Origin of the sequence: Anaerococcus prevotii DSM 20548 (assembly GCF_000024105.1) — a bacterium.
GTDB classification, from domain to species: domain Bacteria; phylum Bacillota; class Clostridia; order Tissierellales; family Peptoniphilaceae; genus Anaerococcus; species Anaerococcus prevotii.
In genome coordinates, this window is sequence record NC_013171.1 from 1738432 (window position 1) to 1756583 (window position 18152).

Genomic DNA, 18152 nt, shown 5'->3' on the forward strand with positions numbered 1-18152 from the left:
ATTTATTAACTCTTTATTGATAATCGTTTTCCATTTTATTAAAAAATAATCTTTAGGAAGGGAGTATCCTCCCTAAAGATATTTTCTCTTTCTTATCTTTGAACCCTACCAGATGCGTCTCCACCTACTAGGTTTTCTACTTCTTCTCTTGACATGTGGTTGAAGTCTCCCTTGATTGTGTGTTTTAGGGCACTTGCTGCAACTCCGAAGTCTAGGGCATCTGCAGGGCTTTTACCATCTAGGAGTCCTGTGATTAGGCCTGCTGCGAAGCTGTCTCCCCCTCCTACTCTGTCTACGATTCTTACGTCGTATTGTGGAGCTTGGTGGAAGTCTTTGCCGTCATAGATTAGGGCTGACCAGCCGTTGTCACTTGCTGAGTATGATTCTCTTAAGGATGAGGCGATCATTTCAAAGCCGAATTCTTCTTTCATTTGTTTGAAGATTTCGTGGTAGCCTTCTACGTCTAGTTTGCCGCTTGTTACGTCTAGCCCTTTTGGAGTAAAGCCTAAGCATAATGATGCGTCTTCTTCGTTTCCTATGCAGACGTCTACGTATTGCATTAGATCTTTCATTACTTTTTGGGCTTCTTCTGGGCTCCAGAGTTTGGCTCTGTAGTTTAGGTCGATTGATATTTTAGCTCCTGCTTTTTTAGCTGCTTGCATGGCTTTTTTGGTGATTTCTGCACCTTCTTTTGAGATGGCAGGTGTTATGCCTGATGTGTGGAACCATGCTGCGTCTTTGAAGATTTCGTCAAAGTCGAATTCGTCTGCTTTTGCTTCTGCTATGGCAGAGTTACTTCTGTCGTAGATTACTTTGGATGGTCTGGCTGATGCGCCTGTTTCTGAGTAGTAGATTCCTACTCTGTCTCCGCCTCTTACGATGTAGTCTGTGTTTACTCCGTATCTTCTTAGGGCGTTTACTGCAGCTTGGCCGATTTCATGTTTTGGTAGTTTGGTTACGTAGTGGGCATCGAAGCCGTAGTTGGCTAGAGATACTGCTACGTTTGCTTCTCCGCCTCCGTAGATTGCATCAAAGCTTTCTGCTTGGACGAATCTTTCGTATCCTGGTGTGGATAGTCTTAGCATTATTTCGCCTAGGGTTACTACTTTTTTACTCATTATTTTCTTACCTCCGCTATTTTTTCTAGATATTCTTTTGCTTTTTGGGTGATCTCTTCTTTGCTGCCTTTTACTAGGTTTGAGCCTGCTCCTACTGCTACGACTCCTGCTTTAAACCAGTCTTCTAGGTTGTCTAGGCTTACGCCACCTGTTGGCATGATTTGGAAGTGTGGGTATGGGCCGTGGATTGCTTTTACGTAGGATGGGCCTGTTAGGGAACCTGGGAATAGTTTTATGATGTCTACTCCGTATTTGTAGGCTTCTAGCATTTCAGCTGGTGTTACGCAGCCTGGCATGTATGGGATGTTATAGATGTTACACATTTTGGCTACTTCTTTGTCAAATGATGGGCTTACTATGAATTTTGCTCCATTCATTATGGCAAGTCTTGCTGTTGTTGGGTCTAGGACTGTTCCTGCTCCGAGTAGGGTGTCAGCTGGGAGTTCTTTTTGGATTCTTTGGAAGACTTCGATTGCGTTTGGGATTGTGAAGGTTACTTCTAGGGTGTTGATTCCTCCATCGATTAGTCCTTTGCAGTATTCGATTGCTTCGTCTGCTGAGTTTGCTCTTACTACTGGTACGATTCCTAAGTCTAGGACTTGGCTGATTGTTTCTACTTTGCTCATTTTTCCTTCTTTCTTTTACAAATCTATTTTGATGTATTTTCTTGCGTTGTTGTAACAAATATCTTCTACAACTTTTCCTAAGAATTCTTCGTCAGCTGGATATTCGCCTTTTTCTACTAATTCTCCTATGAAGTTGCAGAGGATTCTTCTGAAGTATTCGTGTCTTGGGTAGGACAAGAAGCTTCTTGAGTCTGTTAGCATTCCTATGAATTTGGAGAGGACTCCAACGCTTGAGAATACTTTCATTTGCTCTATCATTCCATCCTTGTGGTCAAGATGCCACCAAGCTGTTCCAAGTTGGATATTTTGCATACCATCAGGATTAGCCCTGTTAAAGGATCCTCCAACTGTAGCAATTGGGAATTGGTCTTTTGGATTAAGTGGGAATATTACAGTTCTTGGAAGGCCTTCGTTTTCTTCAAAATCAGAAAGTAGGTCCGCAAGATTTTCTGCGAAGTTTAGGTCGTTTTGGCTATCTCCACCAACGTCAGCTCCAAGCTTTTCAAACATTAGCTTGGAATTGTTTCTGATTACTCCAACATGGATTTCCATAGCCCAGTCTAGCTTTTTGTATTCTTTGGCAAGGAAGATTACAAGCTCTGTCTTGTAGGCTTCTTCCTCTTCTAGGCTAATGTCTTCTCCATTTAGTTTCTTTTGAACTATTTTATTTAGGATTTCTTCATCACATCTTCTATGTGGGATGTATTTGAAGGCTTGATCGCTTGCCTTAGCTCCGTGCTCGTTAAAGAAGTCCATTCTTGCCTTTAGGGCCTTTTTGATATCTGTAAAGTTTGTAATCTCTACTCCACTAGCCTTAGAAAGATCTCCCATATAGCTCTTGAAGCTATCTTTTTCGATGTATAGGGCATTATCTGGTCTAAAGGCTGGAAGAACTTTTACTTTGAAGTTATCTTTGGCCAGAAGCTCGTGATATTTAAGATCATCTATAGGATCATTGGTTGTACAAACTGCAGCAACATTACTCATCTCAATTAGTCCTCTTGGTCTAAATTCATCTTTTGCTAGAAGTTCGTTACACTTATCATAAATTTCTCTGGCATTTTCCTTGTTAAGACACTCTTCTATGCCAAAGAAGTTCTTAAGTTCTAGGTGAGTCCAGTGATATATTGGATTTCCTATAAGATTTGGCATGATTTCCGCATACTTTTCAAACTTTTCGAAATCCTCTGCATCACCTGTGATATATTTTTCCTCAACTCCACAAGCTCTCATAACTCTCCACTTGTAGTGGTCTCCACCGAGCCAAGCTTCAGTTATTGAAGGAATATTTTTGTTTTCATAAATTTCCTTAGCTTCAAGGTGACAGTGGAAGTCAAATATTGGCATCTTAGCCGCATAATTGTGATAGAGTTTCTTCCCAAAGTCATTATGGAGCATAAAGTCTTCTGTCATGAATTTCATTGGTTTTCCTTTCTTTTATTCTTAGTTAATTTTTTTATTCTTAGTTAATTTTTTGTCTATTATAGGTAAAAGAATTTCCTCGGATGAAGTGAGGACTTCTCCTAAGAAAAGCCTCACCACCAAAGGTTTATGTTCGTAGTTGTCTAAAAACTTAATTATCTATTTGTTATTTTTATCTATAGCTTCCCATAGACCGTTGAGGTAGGCAACTCCTAGGGCTCTGTCGTAGAGTCCATAGCCTGCTCTTCCTTCTTCGCCCCAGATCATTCTTCCGTGGTCTGGTCTTAGGTAGCCGTCGAAATCAGCATCGTATAGAGCTTTCATTATAGCGTACATATCTAATGAACCGCACTTAGAAAGGTGAGCTGATTCGTAGAATTGTTTCTCGCCGGTAAACTTGATGTTTCTAGCGTGAATCGCTCCTATTTTGCCTCTTTTAGCGAAGTCTCCGATTATTTTAGCTACGTCATTTTCAACTCTAGATCCCAATGATCCTGTACAAATACATAGGGTATTTGATGGAGAGTCTACTAGGTTTACAATTTTTTCTAGATCTTCTGGAGTTGATGTGATTCTTGGGATATCGAAGATTGGCCAAGCTGGATCGTCTGGGTGAACTGCCATCTTGATTCCTACTTCTTCACATGTTGGGATTATTGCTTCAAGGAAGTATTTGTAGTTTTCTCTTAATTTGTCTTCGTCAATATCCTTGTATTTTTCAAGAACATCCTCTAGTTGAGAGAGTCTTTCAGGCTCCCAGCCTGGTAGTTCGAAGTTTCCTGCTCCGTCGAGGATTTCATTTACCATATCTCTTGGAGAAAGGCCTTCTACCTTGGCTTGGTCAAAGGCAAGGGTATTAGATCCATCAGGAAGCTCCTTGTATAATTCTGTCTTAACCCAGTCAAATACTGGCATGAAGTTGTAGATTACTGTCTTTACACCGCAAGCCGCAACGTTTCTTAGGGACTCTTTGTAGTTTTCGATATATTTATCTCTTGTTGGAAGACCCATCTTAATATCTTCGTGGACGTTGATTGATTCGATGATTTCACAATCAAGGCCTACTGCGTGGCACTTATCAACGTATTCTTGGAAAACATCCTTCTCCCAAACTTCTCCTGCTTCCCATTCGTTCATCATAACCATAACTCCTGTAACTCCAGGAATTTGTGCGATATATTCTAGTGAGATTGGATCGTCATTTCCGTAGTGTCTAAATGTCATTTTCATAAGCGTATCTCCTTGATTATGCTAGATATTTCTTAAGTGTAGCTCTTACACTTCCAGGGCCATGTGACAATTCTTCAAAATATTTTGTAACTATTTCTGAAAGTCCAACTTCTTCAAGATTTACTCCAAAGATTTTTTCATTTCTTAGTAAATCTTTTAGTCCTTCAGTTTCCTTGAAGTCTCCTAATTTGATTCCTTCAAGACTTTCTTTTAGATAATCCATCATAGGATCGTTTGAAAGCTCGAAAGCTTCTCCTTCATCATTTACTCCTAGAAGATATCTCAACCAACCAGCTAGGGCAAGTGGGATAAACTTAAGGTCAGCCACATCGAGATTCTCATCATTCATATAACCTTTTATAGTCTGTCCAAATCTTACAGGAATCTTTTGTGATGTGTCTGTTGCGATTCTTTGTGGTGTATCTGGCATGAACTTGTTTGGGAATCTTACATTGATTACTTCGTCGATGAAGTCTTTTGGATCGATGATTCCTGGATTCACTACAACCTTAAGGCCTTCGTCATAGCCGATTTTCTTAATTAGCTTAACAAGTTCAGTATCTTCCATCTCTTCTGATATCTTTGTATGACCTAGTACACAACCATAAGTTGCAAGCACTGTGTGAAGTGGATTTAGGCAAGTTGTAACCTTCATTGTTTCAACCTTGTTTACAGTGTCCCTATCTGCCATGTATACTCCGCCTTCTTCGAAAGCTGGCCTGCCGTTTGTGAAACTATCTTCGATAACGAGATACTCAGCTTCTTCTGAGTTCACAAAACCTGCTATATAGGAGCCCTTGTCTGTTACCACAGTTTCCATTCCACTAAATCCAAGAGCCTCTAGGTGTTTTTGAACATCTTCTGCAGGTCTTGGTGTGATCTTATCGATCATAGAAAGTGGGAAGGCAATTTTTTCTTCTAGATATTTGATAAATCCTTCTTCCACGAAGCCTTTTTCTAGCCAAGCCTTAGCTATAAGCATAACAGAGTTTTTGACTAAATCTCCATTGTGGCTTGCATTATCCATTGACAATAGGGTTAGGGCCTTGCCATTTTCCTTATATCTTAGGTTTAGTAAAGCGGTTACAATACTCATAAGGTGCTTGCTAGCTTCTGGTCCTTTTTCAAGATCTTCCCTAACTACTCCCATAAGCTCTCCATCTGAACCGTAAAGATTGTAGCCTTTTTCTGTAATAGTAAAGCTCATTAATTCAAGGTTAGGATTTATGGCGATCTCTTTAATTCTTGTCATATCCTTAAGAGTTAGAGCTTCAACTAGGTTGGCTATTAAGTTTGTATCGAAATTACCATCCTTGTGAAGAGTAACTGATAGGGCTAGGTTGTCGTATGGTTTGTAGATTTTTTCGATTATTTCTTCATCGAAGGTTTCTACAACAGAAATTCCACGATCTTCCTTGCCTGCATTTATTGCGTCTTGGTTTACTCTTGCGATAAATCCTCTAAAGATATTACCTGAACCAAAAGCGAGCCATTTTGGATCCTTGATTGATTCTTCTCTAAGCTTTTTTACGTCATATTTTGGACCCTTGTCCACTTTTTCTAGAATTTGATCTAAGTTCTCTAGTTTTAGTTCCATAAACTCCTCCATTTTAATTGCTAAAGCTTCCTATTACTCTTATACCCTAATCGTTTCGTATCTTGTAAAATTTCTTGATCTCCTTAAAAATAAAGTTAATCAAAAAGTATTGTAAGCGGTTGCAATTTGTGCTAAAAATTTTTGAGAGATTTCAAAGATAATCTCTTATTGTAATCGCTTACAGCTTCATCTGATATTAATATAACACTTAGTCAAAGGAATGTCAAATGTTTTTTTGAAGATTTCTAGAATTAAAGCAAAACGCAAAACCAAGGCTTGTAAGACAGTGAATTTTGCGTTTCAAATTGTTATTTATTATTTTTATTCTTTAATATTACAAAACTATATGGATTTAAGCTTAAGATATCTCCTTCAATCTCTCCCTTTGAGTTGGAAAAGATTATATCCTTACCCCTTGCTTCTATTTTCTTTTCTTCATCTGAGAAGTTGGCGATAATTTCTAGTTTTTTACCATCTAGGATTCTTTCGTAGGCTATTATTTCATCATCAAAACCTTCCAAAGGCTTGAAGTCTCCATAGATTAGGATATCAGAATACTGGCTATTTTGCCTAAAGTCTATCATTTTTTTGTAGAAGTTTAGGACAGAATCCTTATCCTTTTCTTCATCCTCAGCATTTACTTTAGGATTATCGTAGGCCATGGCAAGCCAAGGTTTAGTTTCTGAGAAGCCTCCGTACTTTTCATTAGTCCAGGCGAAAGGAACTCTTGGGTTGTCCCTGCTTCTGAGGTTGGTGAAGTAGAGGGCTTCCTTCTCGCTAAATCCTTCTTCAAGCGATCTCTTATAAGAGTCTATGGATTGGATGTCTTGGAAGTCGTCTGGTGATTCTCTTACGAAGTTTTTCATACCGAGCTCTTGGCCTTGGTAGATATAAGGAGTTCCCCTAAAGAAGAAATAAATTCCTCCAAGCATCTTTATAGCATCAATATCCTCGTCCTTTTCCCTTAAAATCTTGGTAGTAGCCCTTGGTTGGTCGTGGTTTTCTATGAAATTTGCTGACCAGCCGTATTTTTGGATTGACTCTTGACTATCGAAAATTGACTTTCTAAAGTCACTTACCTTCCAGTCAAGTCTCTTGTACCAAGTTTCTTCGACCACGTCGAAGTTTGCTGGGATAAAGTCAAATACCATGGAAAATACCCCATCATCACCGATGTAGTTTGCATACTTGTCATAAGAAAGACCAGCAGTCTCGCCCACAGTCATCGAATCGTGGATCTTGAAAGTATTATCTGAAAGGATCCTTATGAGTTCTTCGACTCCATCTTGATTTCTACCGAATTTTACGACAGAAACTCTGCCATCAGCCCCGTCTGGATCTCCACTTTTATATGAAGGATCTTTCTTTATGTGGTTGATTGCATCCATTCTAAAGGCTGTAATTCCCTTATCAATCCAGAAATTGACGATATTAATCACTTCTTCTCTAAGCTTAGGGTTTTCCCAATTGAGATCTGGCTGCTCCTTGGCAAAGGAGTGGAGATAATAGGCATCTTCTCCATCAATCTTAGTCCAGGTAGATCCACCAAAGATTGATCTCCAGTTGTTTGGAGGCTCTTTCCCTTCTCTAATTATATAATAATTCCTGTAAGGACTATCCTTATCTGATATCGCCTCCTTAAACCACTCATGTTCGTTGGAAGTGTGGTTTAGGACAAGGTCCATCATGACCTTGATATCTCTTTTTTTCGCTTCTTCAACCAAAAGATCAAAGTCTTCCATGTTGCCAAACTCTTCATTGATATCGAAATAATCAGAAATGTCATAACCATTGTCGGCCATAGGGGACTTATAAATCGGGCAAAGCCAAATCATAGTAATGCCCAAGTCCTTCAAGTAATCAAGTTTTTCAACAATTCCCCTAATATCTCCTATCCCGTCATTGTTCGAGTCCTTGAAAGACCTAGGATAAATCTGATAAACAATTTCCTTCTGCCACCACTTTTTTTGCATAAAATCTCCTTTTATCTTTACTCTTTGGATTACTATACTATAAGTTAATTTATTTTTAATTTTCTAAGATCTAATGCTTGGAAAACTTTAATGTACTCAATCTTGTATGTGGAAAATTTCAACAAGAAAAACTGGATTTTTTTCTCTAAACATATACATAAACATATATAGACTTGTTTTTAAACTATATTTATAATCTGATAAATTAAGACTGATATTACCAATACAATTATGCATTTAACATTAAAAACGCTTAAAGCGCAAAATATGAAGCATAATTACTAAAGTTTTAAAATTATAATTCTTATAATCAATTATAGAGTATAATTAAATTGTTACTATCCCCAGACTGGTAACAGAAAGGGGGTGTCTAACATGGATAATTTACTTTACTCTTTGACAGTTTCTATCATGGCAGGTGTACTTAGTCACTACATCTGCAAGTGGCTAGATGGAAACGGCAATAAAGATAGTAACTAGCCCAAAAAAAGACTGGAGCGGCTACTCCAGTCTTTTTATGTGTCCAACATGTTGAACTTTACTCTTTTAGTCACAACTATTATACACCTTAGAATTGTTTTTTACCACTATAAATTGTTTTTTACTCTTTTAAAAAATGACGAGCCTTATAAGTCGGCTTAATTTTTTATTTTACTATAACTGCAATACCGTCTGGTATAACTGTAACTGTGCTGTCTTTGCCCATTAATTCATCTGCTTTTTCCATTGCTTCGTCTAGAGTTTTGACTGGGATAAAGTGGAAGTCTTCTAGGGTCTTTGGATCATAATCTGATACGTAGATTACTGCTTTTGCCTTTAGGAGAATCCTACATAGGATTTGTGATTCCCATTGGTCTGGTATAGTTTCGATTTTTGGAGTATCGAGGAATTTCTTGTAGAGTTTTTCTACATCTCTTTCTTCAAGGAAGGCATTGTGGAAGGCATCTCCTCCAGTACCATCTCCTGATTCTGAACAAACTATGATTACTCCATCATCTTTAAGGGTCGCTTCTGCTGCTGTCATTGACTTAACTGTTTGGTAGATATTTTGGTCAAGTGGGTAGCCACCGTTTGATGTAATGGCAATGTCTGCTTCTTTTCTTTCAACTCCAGCCTTATCCTTTAGCCAATCTGTTCCAGCCTCGTGAGCCTTCTCGAGATCACCTGCTACTGCATGGATTACTTTCTTTTCTGAATTGATTACAACATTAACTACATAGCAAAGTCCTAAGGCTCTGGCTGCTGCAACCATGTCCTTATGGATTGGATTGTTTTCGAGATTTCCTGTTCTTGAGTATTGGCTGTCGATAAATTCTGAGTTGTGATTGTACATTACAGCCTTTCTAGAACAGCAACCAGGGAAAACTGACTTTCTTCCTCCAGAAAATCCTGCGAAGAAATGTGGTTCGATAAAACCTTCTGCTACTAGAAGGTCTGCCTCAGCAGCTAGTTTATTTACTACGATATCTCCACCTGAAGGAAGCTTTTCGTCTAGGGTTACGAGCATGTCTTCATCATCACAGTCGTGGATGTAGATTTTTTCATTATTATAAATCTCTTCGCCTAATTTAAATATCAATTCTTCCTTCTTAGAATTTCTGTGGCAACCTGTTGCTACTAGTAGGGTTATGTCTGCATCTGGATTTCCCTCTCTAATTTCAGCAAGCATTAGGGGGAGTATGTATTTACTTGGAACTGGTCTTGTATGATCGCTTATGAGGATGACAACCTTATCCTTGCCGACAGCAAGCTCTTTTAATTTTTTAGATTCGATGGGGCTTGCCATAGCTTTTTTTACGATTGTAAGTTGGTCATCTTCTGGATGGTATTCTTCTAGGTGGGATGTTAATATCCCTTGAATTCTTGAATCGTCAACTTCTATTTCTTGGAATGTTTTGCCATAAGGTAATTTGATTTTCATAAAAACTCCTTTGTTTGCTTCTCTTCATGAAAAGCTTTTCTTTTATTATATATAATTAGGACTCGATATGCAAATTTTTTATCAAGTCCCCTCTTTTATATCAAACTTATCAGAAGATAGATAGCTCCAGATGCAAGCATTAACTTAATAGGATCTATATCCTTTTTGACCATTAATATTAAGGTAAATACGAAAAGCCCTAGCATCTTATAGTCTAGATTCATTAAAGCAATTGCTCTTGTATCAAATAAGGCAGTCATAAGTATATCTACGCCAGCTATTAAAATCATAGAAATTATAGCAGGTCTAAGGAAGTATAAGACATTGGAAATCGAATCTAGGTCCTTGTATTTTTTGTAAAAATAGGCCAAAATTCCAACAATTATCGCTGAAGGCGTCACACAACCTAGGGTTGCGACAAGCCCTCCAAGAAGGCCTCCTACCCTCACTCCCACGAAGGTCGCAGAATTTACGGCAATAGGTCCTGGAGTCATCTGACTTATGGTAATAAGATCGTTAAACTCAGACAAACTTAGCCAGGAATTTGCCCCGACTACTTCCTGCTGGATTATAGGAAGGGCAGCGTAACCTCCACCGAAGGAGAAAAGTCCCACCTTAAAGAAGGTCAAATATAAGTCAAGAAGCACGGCTTTCTCCTTTCTTCTTCCACGAATAAATAAGGCCTACAAAAATCAAAGTTAGGATGATGTAGACAATATTAATCTTAAAGAAAGATCCTGCCACAAAGCTTAAGGCCATTACTAGAAGGAGGGTTTTGGACTTTATCTTCAAGAGATCTTTTGTCATATCTATGACTACCTTAAAGATAAGGGCTGCGACTCCTGCCTGCATTCCCTTAAGGAAGGTCGCTATAAATTTATTGGCTATAAAGGCCTTGTAAAAAACAGAAATCGTAGAGATAATCACTAGGGGCGGAATAATAGTCGCAAGGATTGCTACAAGCATACCGGAGATGCCAAAAGTCTCATAGCCTACTACGACAGCTGCATTTACAGCGACAGCTCCAGGAGCCGACTGGGCAATAGCAGTCATATCCAACATATCGTCCTTTTTTAGCCAACCTAGCTTATCTACAAAGGTATCCTTCATCAGTGAAATTATTACATAACCTCCGCCAAAGGTAAAGGCGGACAGATACAGGGTGGACTTAAATAGTTGCCACAAACTTTTCTTTTCTTCCATACTACCTCTTTTCTTTCTCTATATATTCTACCGATTCCCAAGATCTTCTTCTATTCTTCCACTTTAATCTTCATAGACCTAAGTCTTACTTTGCTAATATTTCTTACATCGCCTATAATTTTGATAAATGTTGCAGGAAATTTCTCGAAGGTAAAAGTAGTCTTAGAAGAATCTTTTACTATCTTATTAGCCCTAATCTCCTTGAAGCTTCCTTCATTCTCACTTTCTCCTATGAAAAATCTAAAATCAGAAAAAAATCCTTGCGGATAGATCTCAATTTCTCCAAAAATCTGCTGGGTATCGTAGGCAAAGTATATCTCATCTTCACTAACCCTTTTTTCTAGGGCGAAATCCTCTATGTAGGCATCTTTCCTGTATCTTTCTACTAGCTTTCTTACACTAACAGAAGATTTATAATTTTTCCCTAGGAGTTTAAGCCTTGCCCTAGTTCTTACAAAACCCTCTCTCCTAAATTTTTCCTCATCAAAATCATCATAGCTTATCTCCTTGCCATGATAATAGATTTGTCCTTCCTCATCTACTAGGGGAAGGGATTTAGGAAAGATTGGTAGCTCTTCTTCGAAAATTCCCATTTCATAATCTACTAGCTTCATCTCTCCCTTTATATCTAGGACGTAGGTATTGATCGGTCCGCTCTCACAATCTCCCACATAGCTCCTATGATACTTACCTTTTTCTATTAGCTTCCATGTAATTTTCTTATTGGCTTCAAGATTAAGATCTTCGGGCGAAGAATTTATCAGATACTTATCATAAACTAGACTATTTCTTTTGTGAAATTCTCCCCAAACAGGGATTGTAAGCTCTGTCTGTCTTAAATTTTGGCCAGAGGCTTTAAGCTTAAGAGGACCGGGACCTTTTGCCTTAACTATGGCAAGGAGCCTTCCTCCATAGGCCCTTTTCTTATCAGTCGCAAAGAGTTCGAAGTCAGCCTGTAGTCCTGAATCCAGGGCAAGAAGCTCTGCGTTTTCTGATACTTCTACTGATATTTCATCTAATGCGCTAGATTTGATATTCCCATCTTCATCTACAAGGTCTATAGTAATGAAGTTAATTCCCTCTCGTTTTTCTCCCATAGAAGGATAAAAGGCCTCTAACTTTATAAAAGTATCCTCAGTAGGAGTTTTAACCTTAGATCTTCCTACCGTATTTCTTATGATTTTGCCATTTTCATCAAAGGATATGGCAGAGATCTCTCCCTTTTCATAAGGCATATGCCAAGTCATATAAAGAGATCTCGGACCATCTTCTCCCTTGACCTTCTTGTAACTAAATCCTCTCTCAGTCCTAACTTTCTCCATGTATTTCTTTCCCAAAGATTTAATATTCCCATCTTCATCAGTAAATATCAACTCAATAGCATAAGCATTAGTGTAAACAACAATCGGTACATTTTCCGCCAAGTCTCCTAGCTCTTTAGCATTCCAGGAAGGAAGAATATGGGTTGTTGTATCCTTTTCATTCCACAAGGCCCTATAGAGATAGTAGGAATCTTTGGGAAATCCCGCCGTATCAACTATGCCGAAAAAGGAAGATCTAGGAGCAGGAAATCCGTAGGGTGCTCCCCTTTCTATGCCATTGTAGGGAGTTGGCTCACCTAGATAATCAAAGACCGTCCACACAGCCTCTCCCATTACAAAGTCGCGGTTTATTACATCAAACCAGGCTTCTGCTGCAAGATTTCCCCAGGCGACTTTGGATTCATCATAGGAAGTAAGACGCATATCTTCTCTTAGATCATCTCCCAACCTATCATAACAAGCCCTAGAGTTAACTGATGAAGCAGATTCTGACTGCCAGAGAATCCAGTTAGGGTGGTCTTTGTGGATTTTATCATATTTATCCCCATCGCAATAGTTAAGACCGACAAGGCCCTTAGATCTTGTAAGTTCTTCTTCGATCTCGACTAAGTTTTTATCGTAGCCATCTCTTAGGGAATTATCCCCTATAGTTAGAAATCTTTTCTGGTCAAGCTCTCTTGCCCAGCTTATCAAATCTCTGGCAAGACTAGGATATTCCTTGCTCCTAGTCTGGTTAGTCCCGCACAAAATTTCATTGCCCAAGGAGTAGGCTATGATTGATGGGGCATTATAATCTCTTCTTAAGGTCTCCTTTAAGTCAAATTCTCCCCAAGTCATGTCGCAAGTCGCATTTATGAGCTTATTTTCTCCAATTTTTTGGGCAAAATACCTAGAATAATCCTTGTAATTATTATTCTTATCCAAAATCCATCCATCGAATATTTCTTCTATAAGGAGGATGCCCTCCTTGTTTGCTATATCGATTAACTTCTTACTGCCTGGGTTGTGGGTGATTCTTATTGCATTTGCTCCCATATCCTTCATAAGCAGAACTTGCCTAAGGATTGCCCTATAATAATCGGCCGCTCCAAGAGCCCCCTGATCGTGGTGGAGGCAGACTGCCTTTAACTTTATGGACTTTCCATTTAAGGAAAAACCTCTAGAAGATGTAGCAGTAAAGTATCTAAAGCCATAGTTACTCGTAATTTTATCAATTATTTTTCCCTTGTATTTTATAAGAGATTCTATCTTGTAAAGCTCGGGATTATCCACACTCCAAAGCCTTGGGTAGGAAATAGGAAATCTATCCTTAACTTCCATCTCTCCCATAGCTTTTATGTAAAAGACTTCTGATTTATATCTTTCAACTAATATATTCTTGTAGATAAGCTTATGTTCAAGGATAATTTCTTCATCAACGTTACTCTTGTTTGAAATAAAAGACCTGATTTCTAGGTCGATCTCTCCTTTCTTATCTTCTAAACCATAATCATCAATCCTAACTTCATCAAAGGCTATGTCGTTTGTAAGGATGAGATCTACATCTCTATAAATTCCAGAACCAGAATACCAACGGCTAGTAGGAATCGGATTATCAACTTTGATAGCCAAAATATTTTCCCTATCATAATAAAGGAAATCAGTGATATCGATTAGAAAGGGACTGTATCCATGGTGGTGGCAAGCCAATTTCCTACCATTTAAGAAAACTTCTACATCACAGTAGATTCCATCAAAGGAAAGTTTAGCTCTCTTTTTATCCTCTATAATAAAACTTTTCCTGTAAAGCCCCACTCCTCCGAGCTTATAGGCAGACTGGGCCTCTCCCGCCTTAGAATAAGGTCTAGCTATCGAGTAATCGTGGGGTAGGTCTATATAATCCCAGGAAGAATCGTCGAAGAAGTTCTTGTAAAATCCTGGAATATCTCCTAAAGCAAATTTCCAGGACTTATTAAGATTGATTCTTCTTTGATTAGTATCTATTTTTTCTATATAATATTTACTTTTCATAGTATCCCTTCCGGAAGTATATTCAAGCTAAAGACTATCTCCCTCGCCCTTATAAAGTCCTCGTGACTTATTCTTTTTCCTCCTAAGATTTTCCCGTCTACTTTGATATCTTTGACAAAATTCTTGTGGGGATAGTTTTCCTCAGTCCTGATTTCTATAGTATTTCCTGAAGAAAGCTTCACCTTCATCTTATCAAAAAGGCTTATGCCCATTTCATAAAATCCACTTGCTGGAGCGATAGGATAAATTCCCATAGCCGATAGGATAAACCAAGATGCCATAGACCCATTATCCTCATCTCCAGGAAAACCCCTAAAGTTATAGGAAAAATAATCTCTCATCAAAGTCTTTACTAAAATTTCACTCTTCCAATACTTTCCGACTAAATTGTATAGGTAAGGAAGATGAAAGGAAGGTTGGTTCGATATGGCAAATTGACCAAAATGGGCATCACTCATCTCGATCATTTCATGGATATCATATCCATAAGATCCTACATTATACCTAGAATCCGCATTTATCATCTGATCAAGTCTATCTTCAAAATTATCTTCTCCTCCAAAAAGCTCTATCAATCTAGGAAAGTCATGGTAGCAATTGTAGGAATTCTGGAAGGCTGAACCTTCTGTGTAGGGAGAACCCCAGGAAAGCGGATCAAAATCTCCTACAAAATTTCCTTCTCTATTCTTTGCCCTAAGAAACTTAGTCTCGTAATCAAAGAGCTTCTCCCAATTTCTGGAGTATGAGTAGTACTTTTCTGCCAAGTCCTCTTTACCGCAAAGCTCTGCGACCCTTCCTATAGAAAAATCCGCCATGCTATTATCTAGAGTCTGATTTACAGATTCGTGGAAGTCTGATGGAACATATCCCAGCTTCCTGTAAGTTTTGGCCTTGAAACGACCATATCTATCATCTTCAGCTTCCTTTTCAGCTGCATCCAGCAAGGCTTTTAGGAAAATTTCCTTCTTATCGATAGCAATTCCCTTAGTAAGGGCATCAGCAATCACATTTTCAACCAAGGTTCCTGGCATAAGCCCCCTCTCATCTGGTGAAAGCCACTTTGGAAGATAGCCAGTATCACGGTAGAAGTTCAGTATTCCTTCTAGAATATCAGACAGGTCGTCTTTTGCTACTAGACTAAGGAGGGGAAAGAGGGTCTTCTGTCCATCCCAAAAGCCAATATTTGTATAAAACTTTCCCCTTTTTACGGATTTAGAATGGGTATCGTAATAGATATCCTGTTTTCCCTTATCTTGCTCAAAGAATTTCATAGGAAATAGGAAGGCTCTGTAGACTGCATGGTAGAAAAACTTGATCTTGTCTATCTTCTTGTAAGGGGTAAATTTTTGGAAATTATCCTCGTAGTCGGTGTCTTCTATTTGAAAGATATCCAAATATTTATCCCAAGCCTTTTTAGATTCTTCGATAATAATTTCAAGATCATCAGGGATTTTCTCATAATTATATCTCACTTGATCAGTTGAGATGAAAGACGTTGCAAACTTAAGAAAAAGATCCTCACTACTTGTCTTTACATAGTAGCATCCTTTCTCGAAAGAAAACTCAAATTCATTTGATAGACCAATTCTGATATACATCTTAAGATTCTTATCCTCACAAGCTGCGTAATTACTTACAAAGCCTTCTAGGAAGTCTCCATCCTTCTCTAAACTTAGACCCTTTGCAAATATCTTAAAAGAAGAGTTTCCACAAGACTTAATCACTCCTCCCAAATCCATTATAGAAGCTAGGACGCTTGTCCCTTTCTTGTAAGAAATTTTAAGAAAATTCGGTCTAAATAATGATTTTTCTATGTCATAACTTATATTTTCATTATCAGTGTAGGGGAGGATATTGATATAGGAAAAATCTCCCATCCAAGGACTAGGCTGATGGCTTATACGAAAGGCAAGGAGATCTTCATCTTCTGGATGAAAGAAGAAACTTCCATCATCCCTAGTCATCAATGTAAGATAATTGTTTCCATGGGGCAGCCCACACAAGGGGAGGGTATTGCCATTAGAGAAGTCTCTCACAGAAGCTGTCCCTATCCTAGTATCCGTGTATCTTATATCTTTTAATATTTCATCAATAATTTTCATAGCATCCCTCTTCAATAATCTTGCTGTATTTATAAATCAATCTTGAAATCAATTCTACTTCTCCTAATACTTTCTCTAGCTCATCTTTGCTAGAAACTCTTGCTCCATATTCATTTTCGAAGGAAGTCTTTGCTCTTAATCGAGGCATCTCTTTTTCAAATTGTTCCAAGATATTTCCCGTCAAGGTCCTTCTAATAAATGCTATTTTCTCTACCATCATAAGACCAAGCCTCATTCCTTCAAAACTTAGGCTAGGGCTAGGCTTATTTTCCCTCTTATCCTTAGACGGATATATGAGAAAGGAGTCCCTGCTTTCCCAAAGAAAGAAGCTCGTATCTAGCCTAGGATCTTCAACCCAAGCGTCAAGAGCCCATCTTAAGAATCCATCGAAGCCATTTATATAGGAAAAAATAATAAGCCAAGTCGCCTCAAAAGGCTCTGAGTAAAGGAAAGTGTTGGGAAATACTCCTGTACAAGTATAAAGACTTGTAAAAAGCCCCCTCCTTCTCCTAGCTCTAACATAAGCTAGGCAGTCTTCATCTACACTAGATAAGATAAAGGAGATATCCTCTATCCTATCGAAAAGCTTGATATTATCTTTGTCAAAAGAAGTTTGATAGGCGATTTTAAAAGTTTTAGCATCCTTGTTTTTGAAATTTGAAAGAAAATATATAGCATCCCTTACTTCCCCCTCGTCTCTTTCATCAATTCCTATATAAGTCTTGTCAAAATATCCTAACTCATCCAAATGCTCTATAAAATCCGGCAAAAACCTTTGCCAATACTCCTTATCCTTTGTATCATCATCCCAACTTATGAGAGAAAAGGCATAGATCTTATCAAGCATATCAAGGCTTTTTGCAAGATTAACAAAGCTATCGAAGTAGGAATAATCAAAATCATATCCTCCACCCTTTAAAACTTTTCTAATCATAGAAGGGCTATCGTCATAAGTCTGATGGGCCCAGGGTTCATCTACTATGCTTGTAGTAAGAGTCCTTCCAGAAAGTGTCTTGTACAAGAGAAGATGCTCTCTTAAAATGTCCAAGTGCCTTTTATAAAACAATTCTTTCTCGGAAAGCTCGTAAAATCTATAAGAAGAGAAGGGATATTGCCAAAGATTTATATCAAAAGATGATTCCTCCCTACAAAGGTCTAAGAGCCTAACCGAAAACTCTAATTCAAAATTAGATTCATTATGATAAATATTAATTTTACCCTTATATAAGCCTGGTTTAGCATCTTTAGGGAAATTTACATAATAGAAAAACCTAAGGGACGAATTGGCTCTTATTCTAGCTGAAGATTTATAGTCTATAATATCATCGAGCTCAAGCTTTGGAAAATCTGGCATAAGAGTCCTATCATACCCTCTTCCTATATGGCCTCTTGCTTTTTCAAGAATCCTTATAGAAATAAAATCCGAAGGAATATAAGATTCGGAAGATCTTAAAGAAGAAGGCTCAATCTTGACAGATAAACTCTCTGACGAAAGATTCTCTATAATAAAAGAAGCAGAAAACAAATCTCCCCTATAGGCATAATCAATATTTTCATAAGTAAAGTCTCCCCTAACGTAAGGACTTACCTCAAAAAGTTCAAGCTTACAATCTCCCATAAAATCCTCC

General features: G+C 38.1%; 12 protein-coding genes. All 12 read right to left on the reverse strand.

What is annotated here, in order from left to right; translation table 11 throughout:
* Positions 1-92: 92 nt before the first annotated feature.
* Complete coding sequence (locus APRE_RS08190; RefSeq protein WP_015778515.1) at positions 93-1118, reverse strand: sugar kinase; 1026 nt, start codon at positions 1116-1118, stop codon at positions 93-95.
* Complete coding sequence (locus APRE_RS08195) at positions 1118-1744, reverse strand: bifunctional 2-keto-4-hydroxyglutarate aldolase/2-keto-3-deoxy-6-phosphogluconate aldolase (RefSeq protein WP_015778516.1); 627 nt, start codon at positions 1742-1744, stop codon at positions 1118-1120. The genes APRE_RS08190 and APRE_RS08195 overlap by 1 nt, the downstream gene beginning before the upstream one ends.
* Before the next feature lie 15 nt (positions 1745-1759).
* The gene (uxaC, locus tag APRE_RS08200; RefSeq protein WP_015778517.1) at positions 1760-3166 is read right to left on the reverse strand and encodes a glucuronate isomerase; all 1407 of its coding nucleotides are present in this window, start codon (positions 3164-3166) and stop codon (positions 1760-1762) included.
* 159 nt (positions 3167-3325) lie between these two features.
* Complete coding sequence (gene uxuA / locus APRE_RS08205; protein WP_015778518.1) at positions 3326-4396, reverse strand: mannonate dehydratase; 1071 nt, start codon at positions 4394-4396, stop codon at positions 3326-3328.
* A 16-nt stretch (positions 4397-4412) separates the two neighbouring features.
* Positions 4413-5993: a mannitol dehydrogenase family protein gene (locus APRE_RS08210; RefSeq protein ID WP_015778519.1), complete on the reverse strand. Its 1581-nt coding sequence runs from the start codon at positions 5991-5993 to the stop codon at positions 4413-4415.
* 308 nt (positions 5994-6301) lie between these two features.
* Positions 6302-7966, reverse strand: a complete 1665-nt coding sequence (locus APRE_RS08215; RefSeq protein ID WP_015778520.1) for a glycoside hydrolase family 13 protein — start codon at positions 7964-7966, stop codon at positions 6302-6304.
* Positions 7967-8612: 646 nt separating this feature from the next.
* On the reverse strand, positions 8613-9887 hold the full coding sequence (larA, locus tag APRE_RS08220) for a nickel-dependent lactate racemase (protein ID WP_015778522.1): 1275 nt from the start codon (positions 9885-9887) through the stop codon (positions 8613-8615).
* A gap of 95 nt (positions 9888-9982) precedes the next feature.
* Positions 9983-10534 (reverse strand): chromate transporter, encoded by a 552-nt coding sequence (locus APRE_RS08225; protein ID WP_015778523.1) that lies wholly within the window; start codon positions 10532-10534, stop codon positions 9983-9985.
* Entirely contained in the window at positions 10524-11090 is a 567-nt protein-coding gene (locus tag APRE_RS08230; RefSeq protein ID WP_015778524.1) for a chromate transporter, read from the reverse strand. Before APRE_RS08230 ends, APRE_RS08225 begins: the two co-directional genes overlap by 11 nt.
* A 50-nt stretch (positions 11091-11140) precedes the next feature.
* The gene (locus APRE_RS08235; RefSeq protein WP_015778525.1) at positions 11141-14422 is read right to left on the reverse strand and encodes a glycoside hydrolase family 2 TIM barrel-domain containing protein; all 3282 of its coding nucleotides are present in this window, start codon (positions 14420-14422) and stop codon (positions 11141-11143) included.
* On the reverse strand, positions 14419-16524 hold the full coding sequence (locus APRE_RS08240) for a GH92 family glycosyl hydrolase (RefSeq protein WP_015778526.1): 2106 nt from the start codon (positions 16522-16524) through the stop codon (positions 14419-14421). Before APRE_RS08240 ends, APRE_RS08235 begins: the two co-directional genes overlap by 4 nt.
* Entirely contained in the window at positions 16511-18142 is a 1632-nt protein-coding gene (locus APRE_RS08245; RefSeq protein WP_015778527.1) for a DUF4091 domain-containing protein, read from the reverse strand. The genes APRE_RS08240 and APRE_RS08245 overlap by 14 nt, the downstream gene beginning before the upstream one ends.
* Positions 18143-18152: the final 10 nt, after the last annotated feature.